The organism is Pseudomonas sp. MPB23 (assembly GCF_046605395.1).
Taxonomy (GTDB): Bacteria; Pseudomonadota; Gammaproteobacteria; order Pseudomonadales; family Pseudomonadaceae; genus Aquipseudomonas.
In genome coordinates this window covers 541,846-568,509 of the sequence record NZ_CP176771.1, presented here as the reverse complement: position 1 = coordinate 568,509, position 26,664 = coordinate 541,846, and the positions used below count along the sequence as shown (strand labels likewise).

Below are 26,664 nucleotides of genomic sequence, written 5' to 3'. Positions count from 1 at the left end.
GGGTGACGGGGTCATTCGTCGTCGGTACTGTGGCTGGCGCTGTCGGCGAAGTTCAGGCCGTGCTTGCGCAGTTTGTCGTGCAAGGTTTTGCGTGGCAGGCCGAGGGCTTCGGCGAGGCTGCGCAGGGAGCTGTGGGGGCGGGTGAGTTCGGCGGCGATCAGGCTCTTTTCGAACTGCTCGACTTGCTCGCTCAAACCGCCGGGTGTGGAGGTCAGCACACCGGCCGCCGGATTGTCCTGTGTGTTGTCCAACGCCAGCTCCAGGCCCAGGGCAAAGCGCTCGGCGGCGTTCTGCAGTTCTCGTACATTGCCCGGCCAGCTATGGCGCAGCAGCAACGCGCGTTGTCCCGGCTGCAATTCGTGCAGCGGCAGGCCATGGCGGCTGCTGGCTTCGTCGGCAAAGTGCTGGAACAGCATCAGCGCATCTTCGCCGCGTTCGCGCAGCGGTGGAATGCGCAAGGGCGCGACGTTGAGGCGGTAATACAGGTCGGCACGGAAGCGCCCCTGGTCGGCGGCCTGGCGCAGATCTTCCTTGGTGGCGGCGATGATGCGAATGTCCAGCGGGATCAGTTGATTGCCGCCCAGGCGTTCGACCACGCGCTCCTGCAACAGGCGCAGCAGCTTGACCTGCACATCCAGGCTCATGCTTTCGATTTCGTCGAGGAACAGCGTGCCGCCGTTGGCGAATTCGAACTTGCCGATGCGCCGCTTCTGCGCGCCGGTAAAGGCGCCGGGCTCATGACCGAACAGTTCGCTTTCCACCACCGACTCGGCCAGGGCGCCGGCGTTGATCGCCACGAACGGTCCGCTGCGTCGGCTCGACAGGTCGTGCAGCGCGCGGGCCACCACTTCCTTGCCGGCGCCGGTTTCGCCCAGGATCAGTACGTCGGCGCGGGTCGCCGCCAGTGCGCCGATCTGTTCGCGCAGGCGCAGCATTTGCGGGGAATGCCCGACCAGGCGCGTGCTCAACTGCTGACGATCGCTCAGGGCCAGGCGCAGGCTGCGGTTGTCCAGCACCAGCCGGCGCAGGGCCAGGGCGCGGCGCACGCTGTCGAGCAGGGCGTCGCTGGCGAAGGGTTTTTCCAGGAAGTCATAGGCGCCGGCGCGCATGGCTTGCACTGCCAAAGGCACATCGCCGTGGCCGGTGATCAGCAGCACCGGCAGCTCCGGGTCCTGGCCGTGCAGTTCTGCCAGCAGTTCCAGGCCGTCCATGCCGGGCATGCGGATATCACTGACCACCACGCCCGGCCAATCACGGGACAGGCGCGCAGTGAGGCCGGTGGCTTCGCCCAGGGTCAGGACTTTCAGCCCGGCCAGGTCCAGGGTCTGGCACAGGGCCTGACGCAAGTGCGGATCGTCGTCGATCAACACCACCTGGATCTGGTTATCGATACTCATACACTGCGGTCCTCGGACGGTTGCAGACTGACGCCCGGCGAGCCGGCACGCAATTTCAAGGTTAACAGCGCGCCGCCTTCCTTGTGGTTGGCGAACAACAGTTCGCCGCCAAAGGCACGCATCAGGGTTTCACAGATCGCCAGGCCCAGCCCCAGGCCCTGGGTGCGCGTCTTGGTGGTGTAGAACGGCTCGCTGGCGCGGCCCAGGGCTTCCATGCAAAAGCCCGGGCCGTTGTCGCGAATGTACAGGTTGACGCCCTGTTCGGTGGTTTGGGCACTCAACCACAGTTTGCGCGGCGGGCCTTTTTCGGTCAGGGCATCGAGGGCGTTGGCCAGCAGATTACCCAGCACCTGGCGCAAGCGGGTTTCGCCGGCCTGTACCCACAAGGTCGCTTCCGGCAGGTCGCGGATCAATTCCACCTCCATCGCGCGCCGTCGCTTGGCCAGCAACGCCAGCGCATCGTCCAGCGCCGGTTGCAGGGCCACGCTCTCCGGGGCATGACGGTCGCGGCGGGCGAAGGCGCGCAGGTGCGCGATGATCGAGGCCATGCGCCCGGTCAGTTCGCTGATCAGCTTGAGATTGCCCCGGGCATCGCTGGTGCGCTCGTGGTCGAGCAGGATTTCGGCGTTTTCCGCATAGCTGCGAATCGCCGCGAGGGGCTGATTGAGTTCGTGGCTGATACTCGCCGACATGGTGCCCAGCGCCGACAATTTGCCGGCTTGCACCAGGTCATCCTGGGCGCGCACCAGTTCCTGCTGGGCGTGTTCGCGCTCCAATACTTCCTGTTTCAGACGCCGGTTGAGGCCTTCCAGGTCGCTGGTGCGCTCGGCCACACGTCCCTCCAGCTCGCGGCGGGCCTTGGCTTCAAAGGCGATGCGGTCCAGATAATGGCGACGGCGTTGCATCATCAAACCGAGTAACAGCATCAGCACCAGCAGTGTGGCGCCCCCCACCGCGACCACCGTGCGCACCGGGCGGTTGATCAGCGAGCGCGGCGCGAGGATTTCCACGTTCCAGCCAGTCTCGGCGATGGCCGTGGATTGGCGCAGCCACGCCGTGGGGCTCAGGGCCAAGGGCTGCGGGTCGCGGGTCGGGTAAGGCTGGATGGCGATGATCGCCTGACGTTCTTCGTCGGTCAGCGGTCGGGTGGCGCGGAATCGCCATTGCGGGCGCGAGGTGAGGATGACGACGCCGTTGTGGTCGGTCACCAGCAGTTGTTCCGGTGTGTTGCCCCACAGGCTTTCGGTGTGGTCCAGGTCGACCTTGACCACCAGCACGCCGATGATGTTGTCGCCATCGTGAACGGCGGCGGCGAAGAAGTACCCGCGTTTGGCTGAGGTCGTGCCCAGGCCGAAGAACCGCCCCAGGCGTCCGGCCATGGCTTCGCTGAAATACGGGCGGAACGAAAAATTGCGCCCGACGAAGCTGTCCTGTTTGTTCCAATTGGACGCGGCGAGGGTCTTGCCATTGGTGTCCATCAGGTACATCACTTCCACCCCGGCCTGGGCGGCGACGTCCTGGAGCAGCAGGTTGGCGTTGGCCAGGTGGCTGCTCACCTCGGGCTCAGCCAGTGCAGTGCGCAAGGCCGGCAAGTCACCGAGGATTTGCGGCAGCACCTCATAGCGATGCAGGGTGCCCAGCAGGTTGGCCACATACAGGTCGAGGGTCTGGCGGTTCTGTCCGGCCAGTTCGCTGCGGTAATAGCGCTCGGCCAAGTGCTCCAGCGGCCACAGCAGCGGTGCCAGGCACAACGCCAGCAGGGCGAGGCTGCGCCAGCGGGGTCTTCGCGGAAGGGGTGGAGTCATGGGAGTCGTGCGCCTGTGGGTACAGGCGCATTATGCCTAGTGCTGCCCGGCAAGACACTCGCGCAATGCGTCTTGCCACTGTGGCAGGCTGACGTGCCACTGCTGTTGCAGGCGGCTGCAATCCAGGCGTGAGTTCAAGGGGCGCTTGGCGGGTGTCGGATAGGCGCTGGAAGGGATTGCCTCCAGTTCGGCGCAGGCTTTTCCTTGTGCGCGCAGGTGTTCGCCGATGGCTTGGGCAAAACCGAACCACGAGGTTTCGCCCTGGGCGGTCAGGTGATAGACGCCCCAGTCGCCCGCTTGACCCGCTTGCCAGCGCTCGATCAAGGCGCGGGTGCTGAGGGCGATGGTGCCGGCCCAGGTCGGGGCACCGATCTGGTCGGCGACGATGCGCAGGTGCGGCTTTTCCTGCAGCAAACGCTGCATGCTCAGCAGGAAATTCTTGCCGTGGTCGGAGTAGACCCAACTGGTGCGCAGGATCAGATACTCACCGCCCACCGTCGCAATCGCCTGCTCACCGGCCAGTTTGCTCTGGCCATAGACGCCCAGCGGGTTCGGCGCATCGGTTTCGGTATAGGGCGCAGGCTTGCTGCCGTCGAACACGTAGTCGGTGGAATAGTGGATCAACGGGATGCCCAGGGCCTTGGCTTCTTCGGCGAGGATGCCGGGCGCGATGGCGTTGATCGCGAAGGCGACATCCGGCTCGCTTTCGGCCTGATCGACGGCGGTGTGGGCGGCGGCGTTGATGATCAGGTTGGGGCGGTGGCTGCGGATTTGCTCGCGGATCTGGTCAGGGTTGACCAGGTCCAGTTGGTCGCGGCCCAGGACGATGAGTTCGCCGAGGTCTGGGAGCCGCTGTTGCAGGGCGTGGGAGACTTGGCCGTGTTGGCCGGTGATGAGGATCTTCATGGGAACAGGTCGGCTTCCATCAACAATTTGCCGGACTGGTCCTTGGCGGACAGTTGCGGCGGCTCAGTGAGTTCCCAGTCGATGGCCAGCGTCGGGTCATTCCACAGGATGCTGCGCTCGGCGCTCGGCTGGTAGTAATCGGTGGTCTTGTACAAGAACTCCGCATGCTCACTCAGCACCACAAACCCATGGGCGAAGCCTTCCGGCACCCACAATTGGCGATGGTTGCGGGCCGATAGGCGCACACTTACCCACTGGCCGAAATTCGGCGAACTGCGGCGAATGTCGACCGCGACGTCAAGGACTTCGCCGACGGTGACACGCACCAGCTTGCCCTGGGTGTGTTCGAGCTGATAATGCAGCCCCCGCAATACGCCTTTCTGCGAGCGCGAGTGGTTGTCCTGGACAAAATCGCGTTTGAGCCCGGTGGCCTGTTCAAAGGCCCGGGCATTGAAGCTTTCGTAGAAAAAACCACGCTCGTCACCGAACACTTTGGGTTCGAGGATCAACACGCTCGGCAGTGAGGTTTCAAGGACGTTCACTGGTTGTCTCCCGCCAGGGAGTACAGGTATTGGCCATAGCCGGTCTTGCCGAAGTATTTGGCGCGTTCGAGCAGGTGGTTGCGGTCGATCCAGCCGTTTTCATAGGCTATTTCTTCAAGGCAGGCGACTTTCAGCCCTTGGCGATGCTCGATGGTCTGCACATATTGCGAGGCTTCCAGCAAGCTGTCGTGAGTGCCTGTATCGAGCCAGGCGAAGCCACGGCCGAAACGTTCTACCTGCAGGTCGCCGCGCTTTAGGTAGGCGTTGTTGACATCGGTAATCTCCAGCTCGCCGCGCGGCGAAGGTTTGACCGCCTTGGCGATCTTGATCACGTCGTTATCATAGAAATACAGGCCGGTCACGGCATAGCTGGACTTAGGGTTCGCCGGTTTTTCTTCGATAGAGAGGGCACGGCCGTCGCTATCAAAGTCGATCACGCCAAAGCGTTCTGGGTCTTTGACCCAGTAGCCGAAAACGGTAGCGCCCGAGGGCCTTTTGGCCGCGCTAAGCAACTGCTCACCGAAATGCTGACCATGAAAAATGTTATCCCCCAGAATCAGGCAAACCGGATCATCCCCGATAAACGCTTCACCAATGATAAACGCCTGGGCCAGCCCATCCGGGGACGGCTGCTCGGCATAGCTCAAGCGCACGCCGAACTGGCTGCCATCGCCCAGCAAATTGCGGTACTGCGGCAAATCCAAGGGTGTGGAAATCACCAGAATATCTTTGATACCCGCAAGCATCAGCACCGAGATCGGATAGTAGATCATCGGTTTGTCATACACCGGCAGCAACTGCTTGGACACGCCCAGCGTAATGGGGTGCAAGCGAGTCCCGGAGCCTCCCGCCAGTACAATTCCCTTCATCATGCAATCAGATCCTTCATGTCGGTGTTGCCCAATCGTTCACCCTGATAACTGCCATCCTGGACCCTGCGGCACCATTCCAGGTTATCGAGGTACCACTGCACGGTCTTGCGCAGCCCGGATTCAAAGGTTTCCACGGGTACCCAGCCCAATTCACGTTCGATCTTGCTGGCGTCGATCGCATAGCGTTGGTCATGGCCAGGGCGATCTTTGACGAACGTGATCAGGTCGGTGTATTTCGCCATCCCTGTCGGATGTTGCGGTGCCAGCTCTTCCAGCAGGTCACAGATACTGCGGACCACGTCGATGTTTTTCTGTTCGTTGTGGCCGCCGATGTTGTAGGTCTCACCCACCACGCCTTGCGTCAGCACGGTCAGCAGTGCCCTGGCGTGATCCTCGACGAACAGCCAGTCGCGCACCTGCAAACCATCGCCGTATACCGGTAATGGCTTGCCCGCGAGGGCGTTGAGGATGACCAGGGGGATCAGCTTTTCGGGGAAGTGGAACGGCCCATAATTGTTCGAGCAGTTCGTCAGCAATACCGGCAGGCCGTAGGTGCGCTGCCAGGCTCGGACCAGGTGGTCTGACGCGGCCTTGCTTGCAGAATACGGAGAGCTGGGCGCGTAGGGTGTGGTTTCGGTGAACAGATCGTCCACGCCGTGCAGGTCGCCGTACACCTCATCAGTGGAGATGTGATGGAACCGGAAGGCGCTCCTGGCGGGTTCGGCTAACTTGAGCCAATACGCCCGGGCGGCTTCCAGCAGGCTGTAAGTGCCGACGATATTGGTTTGGATAAAGTCGGACGGACCGTCAATCGAACGGTCGACATGGGACTCTGCCGCCAGGTGCATGATCGCCTGAGGCTCGAAACGTGCCAGCACGGCGCTGACGGTGGGCTGGTCGATGATATCGGCCTGCACGAATTCATAGCGGCTGTTGGACGCGATGCTGGTCAGTGATTCCAGATTGCCGGCATAGGTGAGCTTGTCCAGGTTGAGCACTTCGTGTTCGGTGTGTTGAATCAGGTGGCGGATCAGGGCAGAGCCGATAAATCCAGCGCCGCCGGTGATGAGAATGCGCATGTCGGAGGGCCTTTTCCTTAGACGGACATTAAGCGAATGAAGCATAGCTTGAGTTGTGCGGCGAGGTGGCGCAAGCGCGGTATGCATAGGGGTTGCGCAAGCCCCCCGAACAATGGCGATATACACCCCTGAAAAAAACAGAGGCCACCCCCCATGCTGCTCGCCACGTTGATCCATCGCGCCAGTCTTCCCTGCCCGCAAGTCGGCCCCAATCAGGCGGCGCAACTGCTCGAGCAGCATTACGGCCTCCACGGCACGTTGCAATCATTGGGCAGCCAGCAAGACCTCAACTACAAAGTCGACAGCGCGCGCGGCCGATTTGTCTTGAAAATCTGTCGGGGCGACTACGCCGCCGTGGAGTTGCAGGCCCAGCATGCGGCCCTGAATGCATTGCAGGCGCGAACGGATCTGCGTGTGCCCCGGGTGATCAAGGCCCTGAGCGGTGAAGAGTTGCTGACCGTCAGCGTCGATGGTCAAACCCTGCACGTGCGGCTGCTGGATTACATCGACGGTCAGCCCCTGACCCATTTGCCCCACCTGGGGCGCAAGGTCATCGCGGGTTTTGGTGAGCTGTGCGGGCGCATGAGCCGGGCATTGGCCATGTTTACGCACCCGGGCCTTGAGCGCACCCTGCAATGGGACCCGCGCCATGCCTCGCAACTGATCACCCACCTGCTGACAACCCTGGAAAACCTGCCCCACCGCCAAGCGCTGGAGCAGGTGGCCGAGCAGGTTGAGAAACGCCTCCGCCCGCTGGCCGCTCATCTGCCGTGGCAAGCGGTACACATGGACATTACCGACGACAACGTGGTGTGGCAGCGCGACGCCCAGCGGCATTGGCAGGTTCAGGGCGTGATCGATTTCGGCGACCTGGTGCACACCTGGCGCATTGCCGACCTGTCGGTGACCTGCGCCGCGCTGTTGCATCATGCCGAGGGCAATCCCTTTGCCATCCTGCCGGCGATCCAGGCCTGTCATGCCGTCACACCGTTGCAGCACGAAGAACTGCAGGCGCTGTGGCCGCTGATCGTCGCCCGCGCCGCAGTGCTGGTCTTGAGCAGCGAACAACAGCAACGCCTCGACCCGCATAACAGCTACCTGCTGAAAAACGCCGAGCACGAGTGGGAAATTTTCCATGTGGCGACGTCGGTGCCGTTCGAATTGATGGAAGCGGCGATTTTGAGCAGCGTCGGGCAGGCCCCGGCAGCGCTTGCCAGCGAAGGTTTCGCGCCTTTGCTGCCGGGCCTGGTGGGACGTGAGTTCGCGTTGATCGACCTCGGCGTACTCAGCCCGCATTTCGAAGCGGGTAACTGGGAGCAAGCGGGTATCGACCAGCGTTTGTTGCAAGAAGGGGCAGCGGCGCATGGCCTGGCGGCCAGTCGCTACGGGCAGTACCGTTTGTCGCGCACCCGGCCCGACAGTGCCCATGAGCCGGAGACATTCCCGCTGCACGTCGAGCTGCATGTGCCCCAGGGGACATCCGTCGAAGCGCCGTTCGCCGGCATTGTGCGCCCGGGCGCCAACGGCGAGTTGCGCGTGCACAGCAGCGAGGCAACCGTGCGGTTGTGGGGGGTGAGCGCGCTGTTGCAACCGGGCGCTGCGGTGCTCAAGGGCCAGGTGATCGGTGAGGTCGACGGCCCGCTGACCGTGCAACTGTGCCGCACCGACCTGCCCGCACCGCTGTTCTGCACGCCCTCCCGGGCAGCGGCATGGCAGGTGCTGTGCCCATCGCCGGCCGCGCTGCTGGGGCTGGCCTGCGATGCGCAACCCGAGCTGGACCCACAAACCCTGCTGGCCCGCCGCGACGCCAGTTTCGCCCGGTCGCAGAAGCACTATTATGTCGACCCGCCGCGCATCGAACGCGGCTGGCGCAATCACTTGATCGACATGCAAGGCCGCTCCTACCTAGACATGCTCAACAACGTGGCCGTGCTGGGCCATGGTCACCCGCGCATGGCGGCGGTGGCGGCGCGGCAGTGGTCGTTGCTCAACACCAACTCGCGGTTTCACTACGCCGCAATTGCCGAGTTTTCCGAGCGTTTGCTTGCGCTGGCGCCGCCGGGCATGGACCGCGTGTTCCTGGTCAACAGCGGCACCGAAGCCAATGACCTGGCGATCCGACTGGCCTGGGCCTACAGCGGCGGGCGCGACATGCTCAGCGTGCTGGAGGCCTATCACGGCTGGTCGGTGGCGGCGGATGCGGTGTCCACCTCGATTGCCGACAACCCCCAGGCGCTGAGCAGCCGCCCGGACTGGGTGCACCCGGTGACCGCGCCCAATACCTATCGCGGTGAATTCCGTGGTCAGGACAGTGCACCGGATTACGTCTGCAGCGTGGAACACAACCTGGCGAAAATTGCCGCGAGCAAACGCCAGTTGGCTGGCTTTATCTGCGAGCCGGTGTACGGCAATGCCGGTGGTATCTCCCTGCCGCCGGGTTATTTGCAACAGGTGTACGCGCTGGTGCGCGCCCAGGGCGGCGTGTGCATCGCCGATGAAGTGCAGGTGGGCTACGGCCGCATGGGGCATTTTTTCTGGGGTTTCGAGGAGCAGGGTGTGGTGCCCGACATCATCACCATGGCCAAAGGCATGGGTAACGGCCAGCCTCTGGGGGCGGTGATTACCCGGCGTGAAATCGCCGAGGCGCTGGAGGCCGAAGGGTATTTCTTCTCGTCCTCGGGCGGCAGCCCGGTCAGTTGCCGGATCGGCATGGCGGTACTGGATGTAATGGAAGAGGAGAAACTGTGGGAAAACGCCCAGGTGGTGGGCGGACATTTCAAGGCGCGTCTGGAAGCGCTGATCGAACGTCATCCCTTGGTCGGTGCCGTCCACGGTTCCGGCTTCTACCTCGGGCTGGAACTGGTCCGCAACCGCCAGACCCTGGAGCCCGCCACCGAAGAAACCACACTGCTGTGCGATCGCCTGCGCGAACTGGGGATTTTCATGCAGCCAACGGGCGACTACCTGAACATCCTCAAGATCAAGCCGCCGATGGTCACGTCCAGGCGCAGTGTGGATTTCTTTGTCGACATGCTGTCGAAGGTGCTGGATGAGCAACTGTAGGTAGTCGATTGTTATCGGCTATCAACTGTCATATTTATCCGCGATGATCGTTTATCGCTACTAAAGCCGATTTTTATCCGTTATAAAGTCGGCCTTTACCCCATTCAGAGCCCTGATCGCCATGACCACCCTGCACAGCACTCCCCGCGCCGATGGCTTCCATATGCCCGCCGAATGGGCGCCACAGACCCAGACCTGGATGATCTGGCCCGAGCGCCCGGACAACTGGCGCCTGGGCGGCAAGCCGGCGCAGGCGGCGCACGTGGCGGTGGCCAAGGCCATTGCGCGCTTCGAGCCGGTGACGGTCGCGGTCTCCGCCGGCCAATACGAAAACGCCCGCGCCCGTCTGGATGTGCCCAATATTCGCCTGGTGGAAATGTCCAGCGATGACGCCTGGGTGCGCGACACCGGCCCAACCTTCGTGATCAATAATCGCGGCGAAGTGCGCGGCGTGAATTGGGATTTCAACGCCTGGGGCGGGTTTGAGGGCGGGCTTTACTCGCCGTGGAACCGCGACGCCCAGGTCGGCGGCAAGATCCTCGAGATCGAACGCGCGCCGCGCTACCGCACCGAAGGCTTTGTGCTGGAAGGCGGTTCGATCCACGTCGACGGCGAAGGCACCCTGATCACCACCGAAGAATGCCTGCTCAACCACAATCGCAACCCGCACCTCGATCGTGCGGCCATCGAAGCGGTGCTGAGCGCCAACCTGGCTGTGGATAAGATCATCTGGCTGCCGGACGGCCTGTTCAACGACGAAACCGACGGGCATGTGGATAACTTCTGCTGCTACGTGCGCCCAGGGGAAGTGTTGCTGGCCTGGACCGATGACCCGCAAGACCCCAACTATGCCCGTTGCCACGCTGCCATGGATGTCCTGCAAAGTAGCACTGACGCTCAGGGACGAGCGTTCACGGTGCACAAAATGCCGATTCCGGGGCCGTTGTACGCAACCGCAGAAGAATGTGCGGGCGTGGACCCGGTGGACGGCACCCAGGAACGCAATCCGAGCGTGCGCTTGGCCGGTTCCTACGTGAACTTCCTGATCGTCAACGGCGGCATCATCGCGCCGAGCTTCGACGACCCGCTGGACGGCCAGGCCAAGGTGATCCTGCAGAACCTGTTCCCGCAGCACGAAGTGGTAATGGTGCCGGGCCGTGAACTGTTACTGGGCGGCGGCAATATCCATTGCCTGACCCAACAACAACCGGCCCCGCACAAAAACTGAGTGCAGTTGTAACAACAGTACAGCGGCGACCGGGCGCTATCCGTGTTCAGCGTCCGAGGCAAGCCCGCGGCCCAGCAAGGCTGCGGGCTTTTTTGTGTCCGCACGCCTATAAATACGCGACATTGGCATAGCTCTTGTATCGTCGTTGCCACAGTGGAGCAAGGTGCGGATTGCGCAGATCTGTCATAAACCTTGAGTAAGTTAGCCGCTCACGCAGTAGGAGAGAGCGCGAAATGAACGCCGATATCAACCGCACGTTTCACCCCTTGCGAGTCGACAGCGACGCAATCCAGGCGCTGGCGCATTGGTTGAAGGAAAACGGCTCGCACCGCAACAGGCAACAGCCAGACTTTCGCAGCGTCATGAGTGAGCGCTACCCGGCAGGGTTGTTCAGCGAGGATGAAGTGCACGCGCTATGCGAACTGATGAACGGCTGAACGTCGTCCTGTCCGTGTGCCAGGGTTTGCAGGCGCACTGCGTCATCTCTGGTTGAATCCGCTCCCTATTGGTCGCCGACATGTAGGACATTTGAGGGCGCTTTTTGTCATTTCCAGAATGACCATAGGCCTTCGCTTAGAATTATTTCGCCTAAATACAGAAGATTCGCGAAATTGACACATAGTTCGGCGCGCGACTAGGATTGCGCCCAACGCCTGTGGCTCACCGCCATGACTCTTCCAAATAGAAATAGGCCCGCGGCATGTTAAGTCGTCGCGGGCCTTTTTTTTTCGGAAAAGCCGACACCAGAAAAGTGACAAGGAGCCTGGTGTCACAGCGCGTACTCAACCAGCAATAAGGAATACAAGAACATGTTGAAGCAACGGATGAGTCTGATCGCTTTGGGGATTTTGAGCGCATCGACAGCAATGGCGAACGACCAGGAACAATCCAAGGGTTTCGTTGAAGACAGCCACCTGAATATTGCGGCGCGTAACGCCTACTTCAACCGTGACTACAAGAACGGCAAGCAGGATAAAGCGGAATGGGGCCAGGGCTTCATCGGCAAGTTCGAGTCCGGCTTCACCCAAGGCACCGTGGGTGTGGGTGTTGACGTGATCGGCCAATACGCTATCCGTCTGGACGGTGGCAAAGGCCGCGCGGGCGCGGGCGGTATCGACTTCTTCAAGCGAGGCGACGGCACGACCAATCCTGATGGCTCGTCCAATCCGGGCTCGGCACCCCATGACCTGGCCAAGGGCGGCGCTGCCGTGAAGTTCCGCTTGTCCAACACGGTACTCAAGTACGGCGACCAGTTCCCTAACGTTCCGGTCCTGGCCTACGACAACTCCCGCCTGCTGTCGGAAACCTACACCGGTACGTCGATCGTTTCCAAAGAGATCGCCGGCCTGCAACTGGACGCGGGTCACTTCACCAAGGAAGCTCGCAAGAGCGCCGAAGGGACCGATAGCGGTCGTCTGAAGAGCATCGACTACCTCGGCGGTAGTTACAAATTCAACGAAAGCCTGTCGGCTGCGCTCTACGCCTCCGACATGAAGGACGTGCTGAAGAAGCAATACGTCAACGTCAACTACGTGCTGGCACTGCCAGAACAGCAATCGCTGACGTTCGACTTCAACGGCTACAAAACCAAGCTGGACAAGAGCTTCGCCCTGGAAAACCAAGGTGATGCCGATGCCCGCGACAACAAAATCTGGAGCCTGGGCGCCACGTGGGCCGTTGGCGCGCACAGCTTCACCATCGCTCACCAGCGCAGCACCGGCGACACCGGCTACCTGTACGGCGGCTACCGCAACGACGGCGGCATCGGCGACGGTGGCAACACCATCCTGCTGGCCAACTCCTACTGGTCCGACTTCAACGGTAAGGACGAGCGCTCCTGGCAAGCCGGCTACGGCCTGGACTTCGGCACCTTCGGCGTGCCTGGCCTGACCTACAACATCGCCTATGTGCGCGGTACCAACATTGACGACGGTTCCAACCGCGGTAATGGCACTGAGCGTGAAATCTTCAACCAACTCAAGTACGTCGTTCAGAGCGGCCCGGTCAAAGACCTGAGCCTGCGTGCTCGTGCGTCCTGGTTGCGCGTCTCCAGCAACGCCGACAAGTACAACGTAGACGGTAACGAATTCCGTCTGATCGCCGACTACCCGATCAACGTTTTCTGATTGATCTGGCGTCTCGCCTGATTCAAGGCGACAAAAAACCCCGACTGGTTCGGGGTTTTTTGTGCCTGCAAATCAGGATCAAAACGTGCCGCTGCTTTTTGTTGAAGTCCGCCCTACCCATTGCAAATAACCGTCTAGTCTGGGGAAAGTCACGCGCGATTCGGTTCATTTGTGTCGCCAATTTAATGACGTATTTTTGACTGAATTGCCGTCCGGCGGCAAATAAGACAATAGATTGACAGCTATATCCGAATCTAACATTATCTGCGGCGATTTCGCTGGCGATAAGCCATTAAAATGACATGACTGGACGAATATTTGTCCTGCTATGAATTGTCAAGAGACAGGGAATTGGCTGCTTGTACCTGGATGGTCAGGCAGCGTCGATCAAGGTAACCAATAAACGCTGTCGCCTTATTAGCAGGCTCTCTGTCGGCTCGCTCCTTAAGGTTTGCGCTTGAGTCTTTAGGAAGAAAACTACATGGCTGTTGGACGAATTCTGGTTACGGGTGGTGCAGGTTTCATTGGGTCACACTTGGTCGACGCTTTGCTGGGCAGAGGCTACAAGATTCGCGTACTGGATAACTTATCGACGGGCAAGGTGGCCAACCTGCCCATCGAGAATCCTGACCTGGAACTGGTCGTCGGCGATGTGGCGAACAGCGCCGTCGTGGAGCAGGCCATGCGTGGTTGTGGCGCGGTCGTGCATCTGGCCGCGGTGGCTTCGGTGCAGGCGTCGGTCGATGACCCTGTTGCGACCCACCAAGCCAATTTCGTCGGCACGCTCAATGTGTGCCAAAGCATGCTCAAGGCCGGCGTGGCGCGCGTGGTTTTCGCGTCCAGCGCAGCTACCTATGGCAACAATGGCGAAGGCACGGCCATTGTCGAAGAGACCCCCAAGTCGCCGCTGACGCCTTATGCCAGCGACAAGTTGGCCAGCGAGTATTACCTGGACTTCTACCGCCGAGAGCACGGCCTGGAACCGGTGATCTTCCGTTTCTTCAATATCTTCGGTCCCCGCCAGGACCCCTCTTCGCCGTACTCCGGCGTGATCAGTATCTTCACCGAGCGCGCGCTGGCCCGTAAGCCCATCACGGTATTTGGCGACGGTGAGCAAACGCGCGACTTCGTCTACGTGCAAGACCTGGTGAGCATCCTCGTCCAGGCCGTCGAGACCCGCGAGCCGACAACTGAAGCCATCAATGTCGGGCTTAACCGTTCCACCAGTCTCAACGACCTTATCGCCGAGCTGGGCAGTGCCACGGGCACCCCGCTGAGCGTGACATACCAGGCGCCACGTCAAGGTGACATTCGCCATTCGCGCGCCGACAACACCCGTTTGCTGGAACATTTTGCACTCCCGGAACCGACTTCCATCGGCCAGGGTTTGGCGCAGCTATTACGCAGCTTGTAACTCGTCGCGCCCGACGTTAACGCAGTATTGGCTCAGTTATTTTCAAGAGTGAATTATGGAAATCGTTTACCGCAGGACGCGTTTGCGCGCGATTGCTGAGCGGCTGCTGGCTGCTTTTGCATTGTTCGTCGGTGTGCCGGCTGTTCAGGCGGCGGCTTTACCCCAGCCTGCCAGCGTGGCTTTCTGGTACGCCGACCAGCCGCCGTTGCCGGAGCTGTCGCAGTTCGACTGGGCCGTGGTCGAACCGGGGCATATGACGCCGGCGGATGTGAAAACGCTGCGGGCGTTGGGCAGTCAGCCGTTTGCCTATGTGTCCATCGGTGAGTTCGATGGCAATAAGGCCGACATCGCTAAAGCGGGATTGATAAAAGCCGTCACGCCGATCCGTAACGATTCCTGGAACAGCCAGGTGATGGACCTCAATTCGCCGGCATGGCGTGAGCATCTGCTGGGCCGCGCCAAGGCATTGGAGGCCCAGGGTTATGCCGGCCTGTTCCTCGACACCCTGGACAGCTTCCAGCTGTTACCCGAGGGATCGAGGGAGGCCCAGCGCGCCGGCCTCGCCAGCCTGCTGCGTGAAATGCACAAGCGTCAGCCAACACTTAAATTGTTCTTCAACCGTGGTTTTGAGGTATTGCCGGATCTGGACGGCGTTGCCGCAGCCGTTGCCTTCGAATCCCTGTATGCCGGTTGGGACGCTGCCGCCAAGCGCTATCGCCCGGTGTCTGAGTCCGATCGCAAATGGCTGTTGAGCGAGCTTGAACCCTTGCGTGCCAAAGGCATTCCGCTGGTTGCCATCGACTACCTGCCGCCGGAGCGTATCGAAGAGGCGCGCACGTTGGCCAAGCGTCTACGTGACGAGGGTTACGTGCCTTTCATCAGCACGCCGGAACTGGACTCGATGGGCATCAGCAACGTCGAAGTCCAGCCGCGCCGCATTGCCCTGGTCTACGACCCGCGCGAAGGCGACTTGACCGAAAACGCCGGTCACACCCTGCTCGGCGGCCTGATCGAATACCTCGGCTACCGGATCGACTACCTGTCCGCCGACGCGCTGCCTGAGCACCGTTTCAGCGGCTTGTACGCCGGCATCATCACGTGGATGGGCAGCGGCCCGCCGCAAGACAGCACCGTCTTCAACCGCTGGCTCACCAAGCGTCTGGATGAGAATGTGCCGGTGGCGTTTTTCGCCAGCCTGCCGACTGAAGACCGCGTACTGCTCAAGCGCCTTGGCCTGAGCCTCGCACCGCCGCCTGGGCTTCAAACCCTGACCATCACCACTCAGGATAAAACCCTGATCGGTGCATTCGAGGCCCCTGTGCAGCCGCGCTCTCGCGAGTTGAGCTCGGTTTCGGTGCTGCCTCAAGGCCCCAAGCCCGCGTTGTCGCTCACCGGCAAAGGTGGCCAGACATTCGTCCCGGTGGCCATTGGCAAGTGGGGCGGAATGGCATTGGCGCCGTATCTGCTCGAATCCAACAACGAGCGCAGCCGCTGGATCCTTGATCCGTTCGCCTTCCTCCAGGCCAGCCTGCGCCTGCCGGAGCAACCGCGTCCGGACACCACCACCGAAAACGGTCGCCGCATTGCCACTGTGCACATTGACGGCGATGGGTTTCCGTCGCGCGCCGAAGTGCGTGGCTCGCCCTACGCCGGGAAACAGGTGCTCGACGAATTCATTCGTCCCAACCCGTTCCTGACCTCGGTGTCGATCATCGAGGGCGAGATTTCACCTCGCGGCATGTCCCCGTTCCTGGCCAAAGAGCTGGAGCCCCTCGCCCGCGCGTTGTTTGCCGACCCCAAGGTCGAAGTGGCCACCCATACGTTCAGCCACCCGTTCTTCATGCAGCCGGAAAAAGCCAAGGACGACGAAGACTTCCACCCTGAATACGGGTTGAAAATGGCCATTCCGGGTTACGACAAAATCGATTTTCGTCGGGAGATCATCGGCTCTCGCGATTACATCAACCAGAAGCTCACCACCCCGGAAAAACCGGTGAAGATGGTGTTCTGGCCAGGGGACGCCCTGCCGTCCGCGGAGACCATCAAGCTCGCCTACGATGCCGGGCTGAAAAATGTCAACGGCGCCTCGACCATGCTCACCAAGGCCAAGCCTTCGCTGACGGGCCTGAATCCACTGCTGCGCCCCACTGAAGGTGGCTTGCAGTATTACGCGCCGATCATCAATGAGAACGTCTACACCAACCTGTGGAAAGGTCCGTATTACGGCTTCCGCGACTTGATCGAAACGTTCGAGCTGACGGACAGCCCGCGTCGCCTGCGTGGCCTGCATCTGTATTACCACTTCTACTCGAGCACCAAGCAGGCATCGATCAAGGCCATGGAAGAGATCTACGCCTATATGCGTGGGCAGCATCCTATCTCGCTGTGGATGAGTGACTACCTGGACCGACTCCATGGCTTGTACCAATCCAGCCTGGCGCGTACCGCTGACGGTGGCTGGCAGATCCGCGGCATGGACGGCCTGCGCACCGTGCGCCTGGACCCGCAAATGGGCTGGCCCGATCTAATGCGCTCCCAAGGCGTCGCCGGTGTGCGCGACTTGTCCCAGGGGCGTTATGTCGCCTTGAGCAGTGACCGTGCGCTGCTGTTCCTGCGTCCGGACCGAGACAGCCATCCGGCGCTGGAGGAAGCCAACCTGCCGCTGCTGGACTGGCGTTACCTGGACGACAAGCGTGTGAGTTTTTCGTTTGCCGGGCAAATCGACCTGACGTTCTCGGTGCGTTCCGCGAGTGCCTGCCAGGTTGAAGTGGATGGAAAACGTTTTGCGGGCAAGGCATCCGCCGGCCTTTGGACTTTTCAATTACCTATGAAGCAGGTGAGTAATGGTCAGCTCGTCTGCCAGTAAAAACAGCCGTCTGCTCAATCCCTGGGCACTGGCGGTGGTGGGGGTCGCCGTGGGTGGCCTGCTGTGGGCGACCTTCCAGCGTGAAGAGGTGTTCCAGCCCGACGGCCGTGAGCCGGATGCTGTCTCGGCCAACTACGCCGAGCTGTTGTTGACGGCGCACCCTGACGATGACGCATTGCGTTTGCAACTGGTCGATCTGCTGATTCGTCTTGGGGATTATCCAAAGGCGCGCAAACACTTGGACAGTTGGCCCAAGCCAGTGGCCGACGTGCAGGCGTATTACCGTCTTGAGCTGGACGCGTTGGAGGTATTGAGCAGCGAGCATCCAGAAGTGCCGCCCGAGTTGGTAAAGCGCCTGGAAGCGATCGATCATCGAAAACTCTCGCTGGTGCAATTGCAGGCCTTGGCCAAGCTGGCGCTGAATCTCCAGGCGCCGGCCTTTGCCGCCACGGTGTTCGAGGAAATCGCCGACCGTGATCCGTCGCAGCGATCGGCGGCGCTCAAGTCCGCGGCCCAGTGGTACATGGCCAGCGGTGACCCGGGGCGCGCCGCGCAGATCTATCTGCAACTCAAGCGCGACAGTCAGCAGCCGGCCGAGCGGCATGACTACGCACGCCTGGCATTCGATAGCCTGTTGTCTTCCGACCACGGTGATCAGGCGGCGCAGGTGCTCTCCGATGAGTTGGACACACTCAAGGACCCGCAGACCGATGGGGCCTGGGTCCAACAGGGCGTCGACGTCGCGATCGGCATCAAGCGCTACGACCTGGCCGAGCGGTTCATCGAGAAATGGCACGTGCTGCAGCCGGATAACCCACAGGCATTGCGCAAGGATTTCAGCCTGCGCCTGGGCATGAACGATCTGGACGGTGCCTGGCGCGTCGGCGAACAATTAGTCGATGCCTTCCCCGAAGAGCAGCCACTGCTGGAGCAAATGGCTCACCTGGCCGAATGGCGTGGCCAAAGCGCAACGGCGCTGGATTACTGGATACGCTTGCTGCGCCTGCATGAGTCGCCGCAGGTGCGTGAACATGCCTGGCGTTTGGCGAGCATGCAATTCGACTTCGACCGTTCCATCGAGCTGCTCTCGGAAATCCGCGAGCATCGCGCGCTGACGGACGTCGAGCTCGATGCGTTGATCTACGGTCACGAATCCCGCGGTACGCCCGAACAGGCCGAGAGCTGGCTGCGCGCCTACCTGCGCACCTATCCGATGCATCGCCTGGCGTGGGTGCGTTTGTTGCAAAACCTGGAAAATACCGGCAAGTACGCGGAGCGTATTCCGGTCTACAAGGGCTTTGACAAGCGCTTCAAACTCACCACCGTCGAGCGGGTCGACTATGCCAACGCCTACCTGAAGCTGTTCGATAACCAAGGTGCCTGGGACGTGTTACAGGCCGGTCGCGAAAACAACACCGACCCGAGCTATTGGGCCACTCGCGCCGCCGTGGCCTGGGACCTGGAACTCGATGACGAGTTGCGCGTGTCCCTGGAAAAACTGCTGGAAATCAAAGGCTCGCTCAATAGCAACGACGAAGCTCAACTGGTCGCCAGTTATCGCACCACCAACCCACAGCGCGCCCTGCAATTGCTGGTCGCCAGTTGGGAGCGCACGCACAACCCCCTGCGCCTGGTGGATTCGTTGTTGCTCGCCCAGGAATTGGAAGAGTGGGACCTGATCGCGAAATTGCTCAAAGGCGTTGAGGATACCCCGGCCATTTACGACCAGGCACAGGTGTTGGCGGTACGCGGCGCGTTGGCCCAGCAGCAGGGCCAGCCCGACGAAGCCAAGCGTTTGTACCTGCAAGGCCTGGCGATGTACCCCGATGACAACCTGTTCCGTGAGCGCCTGATGTGGCTCTATGTGGACCAGGGCAACACCACGGAGCTCAAGCCGTTGCTGAGCCAGTGGAAAGGCTATGCGCGCAGTGACCAAGCGTTGTGGCTGGCCTTCGCCAGCGCCAGCCAGATGCTCGGCCGCGATAGTGAATCCCTGGCCTGGTACCGGATGTACCTCAAGAACAACCAGCAGGACTGGTTGGTGCAGGCTGCCTATGCCGACGCGTTGTACAGCGCCGGTTATGAAGATGCGGCCCAGCGTTTGCGCCTGAAACTGCTGCGCAGCCCTGAAGCGCAGAACCTTGCGCCGTCGGGCCAGCGCTACACCACTTGGCTGCGACTGATGTCCAGCAGCTACTCGCCGCGCAAGGCGCAACAGGAACTGTTGAAGTGGAAGGACGGTTCGCCGTCGATGAAGCAGCTATGGTTCGAGCGCCTGCTGGCACGTCTGGATGCAACCAATCAGGAAGCGCAGAAAGACGAATGGCTGGCTTGGGCCCGCACGCAGGGCATCAAGGTCGACCGCTATGAACAGATCCAGGAAGCCCTGCGCAGCCGCAACAAGGCCCAGGTGGAAACCTTGCTGGCCAGCAGCGACCTGAACCCGGCACAACGTGCCCAGGCCCTCAGCCGTCTGGGGCGCAGCAACGAAGCCCTGGAGACCAGCCTGTCGGCACTCGGTGACGAGCAGCCGGAGTCGGTGAATGAGCAACTGCGCCGCCAGGCCGTGGAGATTCACGAAAGCACCCCGCAAGGCGCGCTGCTGTCCTATCAGAAGCAAGACTTCGGTGGCATTTCGTTCGACTCGCCGCGCCTGGAAATCGCCCATAACCTGGGTGACAACTGGTACGCCGACCTTGAGATGGAGCACGGTAGCTACAAGGGCGACGATGTCATCTCATCGAGAATCGGTGACGAGAGCAACGCGGCCCTGACCCTGATCCGCTCGGTGGAAAACGGCAGTTGGAAACTGTTCGCCGATACCAGCCAGCGCAAGGACGACGACCGCAACGGCCTGGGCCTGTCGCGCACGTGGCAGTTGGATTCCAGGCACCAGATCGAAACCGGCCTGGACTGGCATCGCAAGACTGACGACAGCGGCCTGATGCGCGCTTTCGGCCAGCAGGATCGCGCCTGGGTCGGTGGCCGTCACGGCTTGACCGCGCGGGACCAGTTGAGCTGGGAAGTGGCGCAGCGCTCGTTCTCCACGCGTGCCGGCGACTCGCTCGGTACCGGCCAGGCATTGAAGCTGGAGCTGGACCACACCCTGGAATTCGCCGGGCCCAACTGGACGGTGCGCAGCGGTGTGGATTACCAGAAGAACAACGTGAAGGACCGCAATCTGAATTATCTGTCCAGTGATTACAACGGGCCGATTCTCGTGGACCCTGCGAATTTTGAAGCGGGTGTGAAACAGACCATTCCATCCACCGACCTGCTGCAAAGCCGCTACGGTCAACTCTACGTCGGCACCACCTGGCGTCGCGGCATACCGGGTGCGCTGGTGCGCAGCAAGCCGCAGTACACCTGGCTGGTGGACATGACGGCGGGCTGGCAGTGGACGGACCAAACCTTCAACTACGGCCTCAACACCGGCATCGGCTTTGAAGTGCTGGGTGACGACGAACTGGCCCTCACCTTCGGTTACCAATCTGCGCCACAAGGCGGAGACGGCAAGTCCGGCGGCACACTGGGTATGAGCTACGGCGTGCGTTTCGGGCGCTGATTACAGAATCTACGGGAGAAAAACCTATGCAAGCAATTCGTAACCTGAGCCTGGCTTTGGCAGTGCTGTTCGTCGCCGGCTGCTCCAGCTTCACCAGTGAAAACAGCCCGAACCTGCCGCGCAATGCGCAGTGGGGCATTGTGCCGATGGTCAACTATTCCCAGACGCCGCAAGCCGGTGAACGCAGCGAGCAGATCCTGCTCAGTGTGCTGAGCAGCCACGGTCTGCAACCACGGGTTTACCCGGTCAGCACCCAGGGCGAACAAGCGCTGATGGACGACAACGAGCGTCTGGCCGGCGCCCTCGATTGGGCGCGCGAGCAGAAACTCGATTACGTGGTCGCCGGCAGCGTGGAAGAGTGGCAGTACAAAAACGGCCTGGACGGCGAACCGGCGGTGGGCATCAGCCTGCGCGTACTGGACGCCAAGAACGGCACCGTACTCTGGAGCAAAAGCGGCGCGCGCGCCGGCTGGTCCCGCGAAAGCCTGGCGGGTAATGCTCAGACGGTCATCGACAAACTTGTTGGCGCCCTTCGGTTCGAGTGAACGCAATGAATTCTCCACACATGGATTACAGCCTGGCGCCTCGCGCCAGCGGGCCGGTGTCTTGGCTGGAAACGATACTGGTAACGGGCCTGGCGATCGGCCTTGGCTTCTGGCTCACGCCTGAAGATCCGTTACAGATGCATGCCGGTTTCCCTTGGCCAATCCTCGCGCCGCTGCTGTTGGGTGTGCGTTATGGTTTTGTGCGCGGCTTGTTCAGCGCCGGTCTGTTGGTGGCGGCGCTGTTTGCGCTGCGCAGCAGCGGGCATGAGGGTTACACCGAGCTGGAACCGTCGTTTATCGTCGGTGTGCTGGTGTGCGGAATGCTGGTGGGCGAGGTGCGCGACCTTTGGGTACGTCGCCTGGAACGTCTGCAGATGGCCAACGAATACCGTCAGTATCGTCTCGACGAATTCACCCGCGCCCATCAGATCCTGCGGGTCTCCCACGACCTGCTCGAACAACGCATGGCCGGCAGTGACCAGAGCCTGCGCAGTTCCTTGCTGGGCCTGCGTGAAAAGCTGCGCGACATTCCGGTCGAAGGCGACGTGCTGAACGCCTTGGCGGAACCGATCGTGGCGCTGCTCGGCCAGTACGGCGCCTTGCGGGTGGCCGGTCTGTATCGCGTCGACGAAAGCGAAAAAAACGTGCTGCCCCAAGCGTTGGCGATGATCGGCACCATGGGCCCGTTGGGCACTGACGATCACCTGGTCAAGCTGTGCCTGGAGCGCGGTGAACTGGTCAGCGTGCGTCAGGAACTGATTGATTCCGGCAACGCTGCGCAGTTCTCGTCGTTGCAGGCCTGCATCCCGCTGATCGACGCCGAGGGGCGCCTGCTGGCCATTCTGGCGGTTCGGCAAATGCCGTTCTTCGCCTTCCAGGACCGCACCCTGAGTCTGTTGTCGCTGTTGGCCGGGCATATCGCCGACCTGCTGCGCCGTGATCCGCAAGTGCTGCAACTGCCTGACGCCGATGCCCAGCAGTTCACCCTGCAACTCAAGCGTTCGCTGGTGGATGTGGAACAGCACGGGCTGCACGCCGGTCTGTTCGCGTTCGAGCTGACGCGCCCCAGTGACGAGCTGACGCGCCTGTTGGAGCGCAGCCAGCGTGGCCTGGACCTGCACCTGGCGGTGCGCAACAACCGCGACCGCGCGCTGCTGCTGGTGCTGTTGCCGTTGACCAGCCCACACGGTACCGAAGGTTACCTGGCGCGTATCAACCTGCTGTTGCATGAGCATTTCGGCATCGACAACAGCTTCGAGAGCCTGGGTGTACGGGTGATGCCTTTCAACCTGGAGCCTGGGCGTGACCGCAACGGGCTGCGTAACTTCCTTTTCAACGAGTGTGGCCTGAATGATCAGCAAGTGGCTGTTTAGCGGAGCCTTGTTGTTAGAGGCGGGCAGTTGGGCCAGCTTGTGGCTCGATGCGCCTCAAGTGCATCAACTGCTGGTCTTTACCTTCAGCCATGGGATCGCCTGCCTGATGTTGTGCGCGGCGGTGTGGCGCTTGCTGCCGGCGCGCTACCGTGCGCCGTTGCCATGGAGCCCGCTGTTCATCTTCAGCCTGGCGTTCTTCGTGCCGGTCATTGGCACCCTGGGTGTGGTGGCCTCGATCTTCCCGGCGCTGTACTTGCCGCGCAAGCGCGACGAGCAGGCCTGGCAGGCCGTGGGTATTCCAAGCTTGCCGTTCCGCGCGCAGTTGCAGTTGCACAAGCCGATCTTCTCCGATGGCGGCTTGCAGGATGTGCTGCGCCACGCGCCCGATCCGGATCAGCGCTTGTCGGCCTTGCTGGCCACGCGCCGCATGCCCGGCAAGGAAGCGGTGCCGATCCTCAAATTGGCCCTTGGCGACCCCAGCGACGACGTGCGGCTGCTGGCCTACTCGATGCTCGACAAGCAGGAAAGCGATATCAACCTGCATATCCAGATGGCCCTTGAGCAACTCGCCGAAAGCGGCCCGCGAACGGCGGGTCCGGTGCACAACATGCTGGCGCGCTGGTACTGGGAACTGGCCTACCTCGGCCTGGCCCAGGGCAGCGTGCTGGAGCACGTACTCAGCCAGGCCGGCGAACATGCCGAATTGGGCCTGGCGGCGGGTGAGGGCGGGGAGCTGTTCCTGCTGGCCGGCCGCATCGCGTTGGAGCGCGGCGATAACGAGCGCGCCGAAGTGTTGCTGCGTCAGGCCGAAGCCAACGGCATGGACTCGGCCCAGGTCTTGCCGTTTCGCGCAGAGCTGGCGTTCGAGGCCGGTCGTTATCATGAAATTCCCGGGTTGCTCGCCAGCCTTCCCGAGAAAACCCGTCAGCGGCCACCGTTCGCTGAGTTGGTGAGGAGCTGGAATGAATAACAAGGACGAGGCACCGATAGCAGACATCTGCCTGCTGCTGGAAGGCACCTGGCCTTACGTGCGGGGCGGCGTGTCGAGCTGGATTCACCAGATGATTCTTGGCCTGCCGGAGTTTACCTTTTCGGTGTTGTTCATTGGCGGCCAGCGTTCGGCGTATGCCTCACGGCGCTATGAAGTGCCTGCGAACGTGCTGCACATCGAAGAGGTGTATCTCGAGGATGCGACCCGCGCCGCCGACATGCGGGGTACGCCGCGCACCGCCAACCCACAGCAGTTGGCCGATCTCTATCGCTTCCTGCATCACCCGGACCGGCCCGAGCGCGCGCTGGGCGAGAAGCTGCTCGATTACATCGCCAGCGGCGACCTGAGCCTCGACGACGTACTGCGCAGCCGCGCCAGTTGGGAAACGCTCAGCGAAGGCTATCGCCAGCATTGCGTCGACCCGTCCTTCGTCAACTATTTCTGGACCCTGCGCTCGCTGCAATCGCCGCTGCTGATGCTGGCAGAGGCCTCGCGCAAAATGCCGCGGGCGCGGGTGCTGCATTCGATTTCCACCGGTTACGCCGGGCTGTTGGGCTGTATTCTCAAGCACCGCTGGAACTGCACCTACCTGCTCAGCGAGCACGGTATCTATACCAAGGAGCGCAAGATCGACCTGGCCCAGGCCTCGTGGATCGCCGAAAGCTCCGGCCAGGCGCTTAACCGCAGCCTCGACGGTGGTTCGGGTTACACCCGCACCCTGTGGGTACGTTTTTTCGAACGGATCGGCCAACTGGCCTACAACAGTGCCGACAGCATCATCGCCTTGTATGACGGCAACCGTCAGCGTCAGATCAAGGACGGCGCCGAGCCCAGCCGCACCCAGTTGATCGCCAACGGCATCGACCTGACGCAGTGGACCCCGGTCCTGGAAAACCGTGCGCCGGGCATCGCTCCGCGCGTGGGCATGATCGGCCGCGTGGTGCCGATCAAGGACGTGAAGACCTTCCTGCGGGCCATGCGTGGTGTGATCAGCGTGATGCCTGAGGTGGAGGGCTGGATCGTCGGTCCCGAAGAGGAAGACCCGGAATACGTCAGCGAGTGCCGCAGCTTGATGGCCAGCCTGGGCCTGGAAGGCAAGGTGCATTTCCTTGGCTTCCAGCGCATCCAGGACATCCTGCCGCAGCTCGGCCTGATGGTGCTGACCTCGATCAGTGAAGCGCAGCCCTTGGTGATCCTCGAAGCCTGGGCTGCCGGTACGCCGGTGGTCAGCAGCGACGTCGGTTCGTGCCGCGAACTGATCGAAGGCGGCAGCGCCGAAGACCGTGACCTGGGGATTGCCGGCAAGGTCGTCGCGATCGCCGACCCACAGGCCACGTCCGCCGCCATCCTGGAATTGCTGCGCAGCCCCGAGCGCTGGCTGGCCGCACAGGCCAGCGGCCTGGCGCGCGTCAACCGTTACTACACCGAAGCCTTGATGCTGCAGCGCTACCGCGACCTGTACCAGGCAGCCACGGAGAACCGCTAAATGGCCGGTATTGGCTTCGAACTGCGCAAGATCCTGTCGCGCGACTCTTACACCGCCACGCTGCACGCCTACGTATACGCCGGCCTGATCAGCTCCGGGCCGTGGGTGCTGTCGATCATCAGCGTGATGCTGGTGGGCATCATCAGCCTGGGCCTGTTGTTGCCCAACTCACTGGTCGGGCAGTTCCTGGTGACGGTGACGTACCTGATGGCCAGCTCGCTGATCCTCACGGGCGGACTGCAGTTGTTCTTCACTCGGTTCGTGTCCGACCAACTGTTCGAGCACCGCTACGACCACATCCTGCCCAACCTGCTGGGGGTGTTGCTGCTGGTCACCGTGGGCGCCGGCGTGCTGGGCATTATCATCCTGGCGCTGCTGTTCGATCAGCCGCTGATCTACCGCGTGCTGGTGCTGTCGAACTTCGTGGTGCTGTGCAACCTGTGGCTGGTGATCATCTTCCTGTCGGGGATGAAAAAATATAACCGCATCCTCCTGGTGATGCTGGTGGGCTACTCGCTGATGGTGGTGAGCGCCTATCTGCTGAGCTTCCTGCAGATGTCGGGCCTGCTGCTGGCGCTGTTGATCGGGCACAGCACGCTGCTGTTCCTGTACCTGTACGACATCCTGCGCGAGTACCGCGCCGAAAAGCTGATCGCCTTCGACTTTCTCGATCGTCGCAAGGTCTTCCTCAGCCTGGTGGTGACCGGGTTTTTCTACAACTTCGGCATCTGGGTGGACAAGATCATGTTCTGGTTCAACCCCGGCACCTCCAACGAAGTCATCGGCCCGCTACGAGCCTCGATCCTCTACGACATGCCGATCTTCATCGCCTACCTGGCGATCATTCCCGGCATGGCCGTATTCCTGGTGCGCATCGAAACCGACTTCGCCGAATGGTACGACCGCCTGTTCCGTGCGATCCGCGATGGCGAAACCTTGCAGCACATCGGCTCGCTGAAAACCGAAATGACCCTGTCCATCCGCCAGGGCCTGCTGGAAATCTGCAAGGTCCAGGGCCTCACCGTGGTGCTGCTGTTCCTCTTCGCACCGCGCCTGCTGGAATGGCTGGGCATCTCCAGCTACTACCTGCCGCTGTTCTACATCGACCTGATCGGCGTGAGTATCCAAGTGGTGTTCATGGCCCTGCTCAACGTGTTCTTCTACCTCGATAAACGCCGCGTGGTGCTGGAGTTGTGCGTACTGTTCGCCGTACTCAACGCTGGCCTGACGCTGCTGAGCATGCACCTGGGCCCTAGCTTCTTCGGCTATGGGTTTACGCTGTCGTTGCTGGCCTGTGTGTTGCTGGGCCTGGCGCGACTGTCCACGGCGCTGGAAGACCTGGAGTACGAGACGTTCATGTTGTCTCGCTGATCGAGGGTTGCGGCGTTTAAAAAAGGCACTTGAGG

18 protein-coding genes are annotated in these 26,664 nt (G+C 61.7%); 12 read left to right on the top strand and 6 right to left on the bottom strand.

Going from position 1 to position 26,664, the window contains the following annotated elements:
- Nucleotides 1-11: 11 nt before the first annotated feature.
- The 6 genes from ACLH0J_RS02530 to rfbB are packed head-to-tail and all read right to left on the bottom strand — an operon-like array spanning nt 12 to nt 6,601.
- A complete protein-coding gene (locus ACLH0J_RS02530) occupies nt 12-1,397 on the bottom strand; it encodes a sigma-54-dependent transcriptional regulator (protein WP_411390754.1) in 1,386 nt (461 codons plus the stop codon).
- On the bottom strand, nt 1,394-3,202 hold the full coding sequence (locus tag ACLH0J_RS02525; protein WP_411390753.1) for an ATP-binding protein: 1,809 nt from the start codon (nt 3,200-3,202) through the stop codon (nt 1,394-1,396). Before ACLH0J_RS02525 ends, ACLH0J_RS02530 begins: the two co-directional genes overlap by 4 nt.
- A gap of 36 nt (nt 3,203-3,238) precedes the next feature.
- Nucleotides 3,239-4,108 carry a dTDP-4-dehydrorhamnose reductase gene (gene rfbD, locus ACLH0J_RS02520; protein WP_411390752.1) on the bottom strand — a complete coding sequence of 290 codons (870 nt, stop codon included), beginning with the start codon at nt 4,106-4,108 and terminating at the stop codon, nt 3,239-3,241.
- Nucleotides 4,105-4,650 (bottom strand): dTDP-4-dehydrorhamnose 3,5-epimerase, encoded by a 546-nt coding sequence (rfbC, locus tag ACLH0J_RS02515; protein ID WP_411390751.1) that lies wholly within the window; start codon nt 4,648-4,650, stop codon nt 4,105-4,107. Before rfbC ends, rfbD begins: the two co-directional genes overlap by 4 nt.
- Complete coding sequence (rfbA, locus tag ACLH0J_RS02510; protein WP_411390750.1) at nt 4,647-5,522, bottom strand: glucose-1-phosphate thymidylyltransferase RfbA; 876 nt, start codon at nt 5,520-5,522, stop codon at nt 4,647-4,649. The genes rfbC and rfbA overlap by 4 nt, the downstream gene beginning before the upstream one ends.
- Nucleotides 5,519-6,601: a dTDP-glucose 4,6-dehydratase gene (gene rfbB / locus ACLH0J_RS02505; RefSeq protein ID WP_411390749.1), complete on the bottom strand. Its 1,083-nt coding sequence runs from the start codon at nt 6,599-6,601 to the stop codon at nt 5,519-5,521. The genes rfbA and rfbB overlap by 4 nt, the downstream gene beginning before the upstream one ends.
- 153 nt (nt 6,602-6,754) lie before the next feature.
- Between rfbB and ACLH0J_RS02500 the strand changes: the two genes are divergently transcribed.
- The 12 genes from ACLH0J_RS02500 (at nt 6,755) to pelG (ending at nt 26,629) form a co-directional block, all read left to right on the top strand.
- Complete coding sequence (locus tag ACLH0J_RS02500; RefSeq protein WP_411390748.1) at nt 6,755-9,664, top strand: aminotransferase; 2,910 nt, start codon at nt 6,755-6,757, stop codon at nt 9,662-9,664.
- A gap of 121 nt (nt 9,665-9,785) precedes the next feature.
- On the top strand, nt 9,786-10,892 hold the full coding sequence (aguA, locus tag ACLH0J_RS02495; RefSeq protein WP_411390747.1) for an agmatine deiminase: 1,107 nt from the start codon (nt 9,786-9,788) through the stop codon (nt 10,890-10,892).
- A 233-nt stretch (nt 10,893-11,125) separates the two neighbouring features.
- On the top strand, nt 11,126-11,329 hold the full coding sequence (locus ACLH0J_RS02490; protein ID WP_411390746.1) for a hypothetical protein: 204 nt from the start codon (nt 11,126-11,128) through the stop codon (nt 11,327-11,329).
- A 372-nt stretch (nt 11,330-11,701) separates the two neighbouring features.
- Nucleotides 11,702-13,018, top strand: coding sequence for an OprD family porin (locus tag ACLH0J_RS02485; RefSeq protein ID WP_411390745.1), 1,317 nt, complete (start codon nt 11,702-11,704; stop codon nt 13,016-13,018).
- A 481-nt stretch (nt 13,019-13,499) separates the two neighbouring features.
- Entirely contained in the window at nt 13,500-14,432 is a 933-nt protein-coding gene (locus tag ACLH0J_RS02480; protein ID WP_411390744.1) for an SDR family NAD(P)-dependent oxidoreductase, read from the top strand.
- A gap of 55 nt (nt 14,433-14,487) precedes the next feature.
- Complete coding sequence (locus tag ACLH0J_RS02475) at nt 14,488-17,298, top strand: bifunctional glycoside hydrolase 114/ polysaccharide deacetylase family protein (RefSeq protein WP_411390743.1); 2,811 nt, start codon at nt 14,488-14,490, stop codon at nt 17,296-17,298.
- Nucleotides 17,276-20,863, top strand: coding sequence for a tetratricopeptide repeat protein (locus ACLH0J_RS02470; RefSeq protein WP_411390742.1), 3,588 nt, complete (start codon nt 17,276-17,278; stop codon nt 20,861-20,863). The genes ACLH0J_RS02475 and ACLH0J_RS02470 overlap by 23 nt, the downstream gene beginning before the upstream one ends.
- A gap of 26 nt (nt 20,864-20,889) precedes the next feature.
- On the top strand, nt 20,890-21,408 hold the full coding sequence (locus ACLH0J_RS02465) for a penicillin-binding protein activator LpoB (protein ID WP_411390741.1): 519 nt from the start codon (nt 20,890-20,892) through the stop codon (nt 21,406-21,408).
- Nucleotides 21,409-21,413: 5 nt separating this feature from the next.
- A complete protein-coding gene (locus ACLH0J_RS02460; protein ID WP_411390740.1) occupies nt 21,414-22,781 on the top strand; it encodes a PelD GGDEF domain-containing protein in 1,368 nt (455 codons plus the stop codon).
- The gene (locus tag ACLH0J_RS02455; protein ID WP_411390739.1) at nt 22,759-23,751 is read left to right on the top strand and encodes a HEAT repeat domain-containing protein; all 993 of its coding nucleotides are present in this window, start codon (nt 22,759-22,761) and stop codon (nt 23,749-23,751) included. Before ACLH0J_RS02460 ends, ACLH0J_RS02455 begins: the two co-directional genes overlap by 23 nt.
- Nucleotides 23,744-25,258: a GT4 family glycosyltransferase PelF gene (pelF, locus tag ACLH0J_RS02450; RefSeq protein ID WP_411390738.1), complete on the top strand. Its 1,515-nt coding sequence runs from the start codon at nt 23,744-23,746 to the stop codon at nt 25,256-25,258. Before ACLH0J_RS02455 ends, pelF begins: the two co-directional genes overlap by 8 nt.
- On the top strand, nt 25,259-26,629 hold the full coding sequence (gene pelG / locus ACLH0J_RS02445; protein WP_411390737.1) for an exopolysaccharide Pel transporter PelG: 1,371 nt from the start codon (nt 25,259-25,261) through the stop codon (nt 26,627-26,629).
- Nucleotides 26,630-26,664: the final 35 nt, after the last annotated feature.